The organism is Vibrio ichthyoenteri ATCC 700023 (assembly GCF_000222605.1).
Taxonomy (GTDB): Bacteria; Pseudomonadota; Gammaproteobacteria; order Enterobacterales; family Vibrionaceae; genus Vibrio; species Vibrio ichthyoenteri.
In genome coordinates this window covers 1-6625 of the sequence record NZ_AFWF01000224.1, presented here as the reverse complement: position 1 = coordinate 6625, position 6625 = coordinate 1, and the positions used below count along the sequence as shown (strand labels likewise).

The 6625-nt window shown below is 37.7% G+C and carries 8 protein-coding genes; all 8 read left to right on the top strand.

The annotated features are described in order from the left end of the window. On the top strand, positions 1-570 hold a 570-nt coding region (locus RH85_RS23050), incomplete at its 5' end, for a hypothetical protein (protein ID WP_006713822.1). Between the two features lie 122 nt (positions 571-692). Then, on the top strand, positions 693-854 hold the full coding sequence (locus tag RH85_RS23195; RefSeq protein ID WP_006713821.1) for a helix-turn-helix domain-containing protein: 162 nt from the start codon (positions 693-695) through the stop codon (positions 852-854). A gap of 277 nt (positions 855-1131) precedes the next feature. After that, positions 1132-2394, top strand: coding sequence for a hypothetical protein (locus RH85_RS16400; protein ID WP_006713819.1), 1263 nt, complete (start codon positions 1132-1134; stop codon positions 2392-2394). Positions 2395-2545: 151 nt separating this feature from the next. Beyond that, positions 2546-2752: a hypothetical protein gene (locus RH85_RS16395; protein ID WP_006713818.1), complete on the top strand. Its 207-nt coding sequence runs from the start codon at positions 2546-2548 to the stop codon at positions 2750-2752. Further along, the gene (locus tag RH85_RS16390; RefSeq protein WP_006713817.1) at positions 2749-3069 is read left to right on the top strand and encodes a hypothetical protein; all 321 of its coding nucleotides are present in this window, start codon (positions 2749-2751) and stop codon (positions 3067-3069) included. The genes RH85_RS16395 and RH85_RS16390 overlap by 4 nt, the downstream gene beginning before the upstream one ends. Before the next feature lie 425 nt (positions 3070-3494). Beyond that, positions 3495-3818, top strand: coding sequence for a hypothetical protein (locus tag RH85_RS16385; RefSeq protein ID WP_006713816.1), 324 nt, complete (start codon positions 3495-3497; stop codon positions 3816-3818). An 814-nt stretch (positions 3819-4632) separates the two neighbouring features. Beyond that, on the top strand, positions 4633-5820 hold the full coding sequence (locus tag RH85_RS16380; RefSeq protein ID WP_006713815.1) for a phage major capsid protein: 1188 nt from the start codon (positions 4633-4635) through the stop codon (positions 5818-5820). 15 nt (positions 5821-5835) lie between these two features. Beyond that, the coding region (locus RH85_RS16375; protein WP_006713814.1) for a phage major capsid protein at positions 5836-6625 on the top strand (790 nt) is incomplete at its 3' end.

The window sequence follows — 6625 nt, the reverse complement described above, 5'->3', positions numbered from 1 at the left end:
TATATGCGTTATAAAAAGAACTCAAGCGGCGAAAAATACGCAGAATTAATTTGTTCGAATAAGGCACATGGCGGTAATTGCTCTAATTCCTCTATCAATCATAAATTGGCAGAAGAAGCGCTATTAAGGCTTGTATTTGAGCGTGTGAACTTCTCTTTCTTATTCCAAGACAATGAACCTGATGAGGTTCTTAAAGCGCGGATACAAGCCATACAGAGTGAAATACAAGCACTAAAAGTACGAATTAAAGAAAAGCAGGGAAATGTTTCGGCTGCGGTTGTTTTATTGTTGGATGACAAAGAATCTGAATTAGAACTACTAAATCAAGAGCGGCGTAAAAAAGATGTAAATGATTACGCTGATGTTATTAATACTTGGAAAGATGTATTGAATGGTTCGGCTAAGTACAGAGTTAAATGTACTGAACTTTTTAGTTTAATAACCGATAAGATAGAATTTGAGTCACACCGCCGAGGCAAGAAAATAATTCGAGTTATAGGTAAGGAAATAGGTCAAGTATTTGCTGTTATAGAAAATAGAAATATTCAGTGTTTTACCGGAACTTGGTGATTTTAAAAATTATATACCGCCACTTTAGGTGGTGTTTTTAGTTATGACTAAAATTTAAGTCATAATATCAATATAGATAACGTGTTTTTTATAAATACAATACAACGAACAAAGGGGTTGAAATGTTAGAAAAGAAAAGAGCAGGGCGACCAGCGAAGCACCTAGACAAAGCGGAAGAAATTAAAGCGGCAATAGATGAGGGCTACACTATTCGATCTATTATGAAGCACTTCAAAGTGTCTCAATCAGTTGTTGACCGAATCAAAAAGGGGACTTACCAATAATGAATATCGATGAATTTTTTGCACTAAGCAAAGCGCAACAAAAACGACTTGTTGAGGAGCAACGAAAGAAATCGGAGAAGAAGAAAAAATAAACTCGACACACTATATGATATATAAGAGGACACACTATATGATATAGATATATTTGGATAAGAAAGAGAGAAAGAAGTACCAAATAGAAAAGAAAGAGACAAACTTTAGTTTGTTGATTTCTTGATATTTGTAACCACTACGAATGTAATGAAGTAGTTGGTTTCAACTAACAAGTGAGAGTAATATGATAAAAGAGATAATCAGTCAGTACCTAGTTAATACTGGGCTGTTAGAAATAAAGACGTGCCACCTCTCCCCGCGTTTGAATAGACAGATAAGCGAGTGGGAACGAACCAAGAAAAAGGCGTTCGCTGATGTAATCGCAGAGGCAATAACAGGCGAGATAACGCACCCACAACACGCCGGATATTCAATCGGGCGAGATTACAAAGTTAAGATGTTAAAGCGCGTTACAGTTGACGGATCAAAACTAATGGCTTTCGATTTCTATAATGATTTGCTTCAATCGCCACTATACAAACGGGCTGATGGTATACAGGGCGTTTATTCGGCTTGCTATGATTTCTCGCCTAAATTCTTGAATGACTTAGATCAGCACTTCGCGTTTAATCGGAACTACAACTTTCTAGATTTACCTCAACAAGCAATCCCGACAGTATACGACGAAATGACGTATATGAAGCCAAACACAGCGGCTATAGAAAGCGCTGTTAGCGACACAGGGAACGGGTTAGATATTAGAGAACGTTTGTATATTTGGGCTATTGGAGAAGCAGCGAAGCAATCAGGAGGCGTTTTATACCAATATTACAACGAATCAAGATCAGGGCGTTTATATACAAAGGGGGCTTTTGGCTTACAATCACTAAGCAAAGCAATGCGTGAAATTGTTCTGGATGGTTACACCTGTTTTGATATGAATACAGCGGCTTACAGTATATTGCTATCAAAGGTTAATAACCCAAGCAAATATCCAACAATCAAGGCTTACACGGAAGACCGCACGAAGTACCGAAATCAGATAGCCAAAGACACAGGCGCAGATATCGACGACGTAAAAACCTGTATTACAGCGCTAGGCCTTGGATCTTCTATATCAGTTTCAAATAATCCAGTCCACACCACAAAGGTAGATGCGCCAGATTGGGCTATTAAGAAAATCAAGGCTCACAAGTTCACACAGGCTTTTATTTCGGAGTTAACAAAGTTAAGAACTGAAATAACAGATAATTGTTGTAATCAAAGAGAGTTAGATTTATTGGACGCAGTCAAACAAGATAAGATAAGAGATTTCTATAATAAAAACGGAAGATACCCAAGATCAGTTAATTACAGAGGAAAGTTTGTTTCGTTGTATTATCAGTATTACGAAATGGAAGCGCTTAAAGCAATGCGAAGTATTACCGAAAACAAAGACGATTGCTTATTACTTCACGACGGGCTTTACACGAAGACAAAAAAAGCACTGATGATTTTGAGAACGTAATACAAAATCAAACAGCGCTTAACATTAAAGTATCAATTGACTAATCAATCACACAACAATTACCACAAACATTTACAAAGGTATTTATTAGGAGTGAAATTGAAGTCAAATAGACGATTATTCTATTTCCTCAATAACAGAGGGAGTAAGAATGAACCAGCACGAACAACAACCACTAACAGAAGATCAAGCACTAGAGTTAATAATCGGTTATATAATGGACAATGATTTCTATTGTACAAGCGAAGGAAATTTAGGTATTAAGAAATCATTCAAAAGAGCGGTATCTATTACAGAAGCGCTTGATCTGTTAAGGGATAATATGGAAGAGTTAAAGGAACAAGGGATTATAAGATGATTACAGATATTAAAAGACACGTTTTAAGGTGGCGACCTTTAGAATGGATAAGAGATGATCTTGAAAATATGGGTGTACCCCGTTCGGGAGCGTGGACACCTACCCTATTAAGAGAGCGAATGAACAGAGAACCAGAAGAACACGCTTATATAGTAGGGTTAGAGCAGGAGTTACAGGATACTATATCCTATATAAATGTAATGACCTCTTACAATGAATCATTACAGGGTAACGCCTTAACTAAAGCCCATTCACAAGCCGAGATATTACAGATAGCAGAATATTGTGTATTCCTAATGACGAATCAAAGGGCGTAGCCTACCACACAGAAGTACACGCTTTAACCCCTCCTATATATCGCACCATTAACCCCCCTGTATCACCAATTACAATAATATAACTACGTCAATACTGTACAACTGTTCAAGTGTAATACAACTGCATGATTATTCATTGCAATGAATATATTATTAATAATAAACACAATAACCCATGTATTGCACTGGTATAGCGCATTGGTGGTGTGGTGTCTATGATCACTATAAGTTATTGATATATAAAGGCAGGGTGGGGGAGTGCATGGCGTAACGGCTTAGGGGAGGAAGAACCCCTGTGAAACTGTCAAAAAGAAATATTATAACTTTAGGCGTTTTTTAGGGTAATCACAGGGAAACAAAGTGAATAAGAAGTGAGTAAAATAAAATTAAAATAATCGTATAAAAATAAAAAGGGGGATTTAAGGATGAAGAATCTAACCAAACGACAGCGCGATATTGCGCGTAAAATCAAGTCAGACATGGAAGAAGTGAACACTATACTAGATGAGTTAGCAGAATCTAGCGCGTGTTTGATTACAACAATCGAAGAAGCACAGCAGAATATTAACGAACACGGATCACTGCTTATTATCACAGGTTCAACAGGTCAAACCAAGTATCAAGAGAACCCCGCAATTAATACACGAGATAAAGCAATCAAGCAGTTGAATATTAACGCTCGACTATTAGCACCTAATAAGAAATCAAAGGATATCGTTTCCGAGTTAGGCGATTTCCTGAAAGGCTAAATACCTAGTAATGTGTTACATAACGGTTAACTGGAATACATTACTAGTTTCATCTACCTAAGTCTGCACACAGTAGGACTATCAAGGGTTAAATAATCGCTTCGGTTTACTTGCTAGAATGTCGGTTCAATAATGCAGGTTTTATAAAAGCGATAACAAATTAAAGGCAGTCCTAACGGGCTGCTTTTTTCGTTTTATACAGACGCAAAAAATCCCGCGTTGCTAGAAAAGACACAATGAAGAGAATGTCTAGTATAAGGAGTTAGCAAAACGGGATAACAAATATTAGCCAATGGACTGCACCGAAGGAACGGATTTAACTAATACGTTTTAGTTGTTATATCCTTATGGATTGGATTTTCCTATAACAACTACATAAAGACACCCTAGCAGGTGTGAAAACAACTACAAAACAGAACTCAATTCCTAATACACAATATAACCCTATACATCTATTAATCTATTAACTTCTTTTCTGTATCCAAAACCTAAAAAGGTTGAGTGTGTTTTCAATAACTTTGCAATGAAAGTTAGTATCCGACAACTGAAACACCAATCATAATAACAAGGGGAAATCCTTATTGTTTGACTACTCTATAATCGAATGTCGGTTCGATTATAGAAAGGTTTAAATTTGAATATATCATATATTCTCCTTTTTGTTTCTATGTGTATTTATAAGAAATCAAAACCGATAAATATCCTTGTAAGGAATGAATTTACAATGGGATGTTGTAGATAGATTTCCTTTAGTTGGTGCGAATGGTTTCGCAGTTAAACGAAAAAATAATAATACAACTAAAGGATATTTAATATGAAAGATTTAATTATGGCAATGGATGCCAAGATCGAAGAAATCGAAGCAGAAGTAAAAGCAGTAAAAGAAAGCAATACAAAGAATATTAATATTGACTCGCCAATCGATATGATTAACGGCGGTTCAGAAAAAGAAGCAACTAAAGCACATGACTTTAAAGGCTGGATGGAATCAGGTGTTAAAAACTATTCTGAATATACAAAGGGCTTGCCACTAAATGGAAATCCAGCGCTATACGAAGCAGAACTTAATACAGACGTTCTAGAACAGGCGATTGTTAATAACGCTATTCTATCGGCTATCGGTTCACGTGGTACTGATAATCTAGATTACCGTCGTACAACTCTAACAACTCGACCTACTGCTTTGCTAACAGCGGAAAACGTTAACTTCACAGCAGTTGACGAAACAGACGCTCAAGAGTACGCAACTATCGCAGGTCGATTCACTAAAATGTACGCTTTCCCTCGCCTTACTTCGGAAGTGTTGAGCCAGTCAGATGTAGCAGTACAAAGCAACCTGATGAAACTATTATCAGAGCAGTTCGCTATCACAATGCAGGAAGAGATCCTTCACGGTGACGGCACAGGCGCAGGTACTAAAGACGATCCAAACCACCTACGCGGTATCACAAACGCTGCAATCGATCGTATCGGTAACTACGCTGAAGCGCTACAACCAGCAGCAACACGTGATCGTGAGACGTTCGCAGCAGTTGCCAGCCTAGATGCTAACGGTATCGGAGCAGATGCCGCAGCAGTAGAGGCGAACCTATACACACTAATGTTGACAGTACCAGAGCGCAGCCAAGCAACCTCACAATTCGCAATGAATCCTAATACTCTTTCTTATCTAATGCAGACGCTGAAAGATACACAGGGACGTTCACTGTTTAATATTCAAAACGTGCTACAAGACAATGGCGTTTGGACACGTAAGATTAGTCTATTCGGCGCTAATATTATTCTAAATGAGACTATCGACGATATTGACGCGGGTAACTCGCCTATTATTTTCGGTGACTTCAAAGCGGCTTACGAACTATTAACACCTAATAACGGTTCGGCTAACTCTATTCAAGACCCTTATACAATCCCTGATACAGTTGGCTTCTATGTCGATCAAATCTTCGGTTCAACTGTAGCAGATCACGAAGCACTAGCCGTTCTAGTTTGCCAAGCGTAATAGGAGGTTTTATATATGAACTTACAAAAATACTTAAAATCACTTAACTATAACCCTAGTCTATCAGGACAAGAGTTATCAGATAATATTACACAGGCGGCGTTTAATACGTCGTCCCTATTGTCGAATATTGGTCAACACTCAACAGATAACCCTAATTATCGTAATGTATACGTTTCACAATTTCCTAGCGCTTCACGACCGACACAAGGCGGTAATATCCCGTTTTCAGCGGTACAGAGTTATACAACTACATTGTCGGACTTTGTTAAAGTTACAACACGTATTGAACTAACAAACGAAGTAATTAATATTTCAAAGTTCGATATCGAAGCGAATACAGCGTCGCTTGTTGGTCAAGTACTCGCTGATCAAGTGGCACAAGTTGTTGTTGCAGATATTGAAACGCGTTTGACTGATACAAAGATTACTAACCCTATTACAGCGGGATATAACGAAGATATTCTTCAAGTTAAATCTAGTTTTTCTGGTGAATGGGGTAGAGATATTAACTCTGTATATGACCTACTAGCAACAGCAGTTAAATTAATCCCTGATACTTACGATGCTAATTCAAAGTTATTCTGTAATAAAAATAACTTCACAGACTTCGCAGCAAGTATCACAGCAGACGGTGAGCAGGTTTGGTTAATTCAAAACGGTTTGCTATTAGGTCGATATGAGATTGTTATTTGTGATCAGTTAGACGACGACACAATGTATTTCGGTGATCTTGAAGCCGCTTTTGATGTTGTATCAATGTCAGGTAATCAAACGGTTGACCCTGTTACAAAGCCCGATCGTT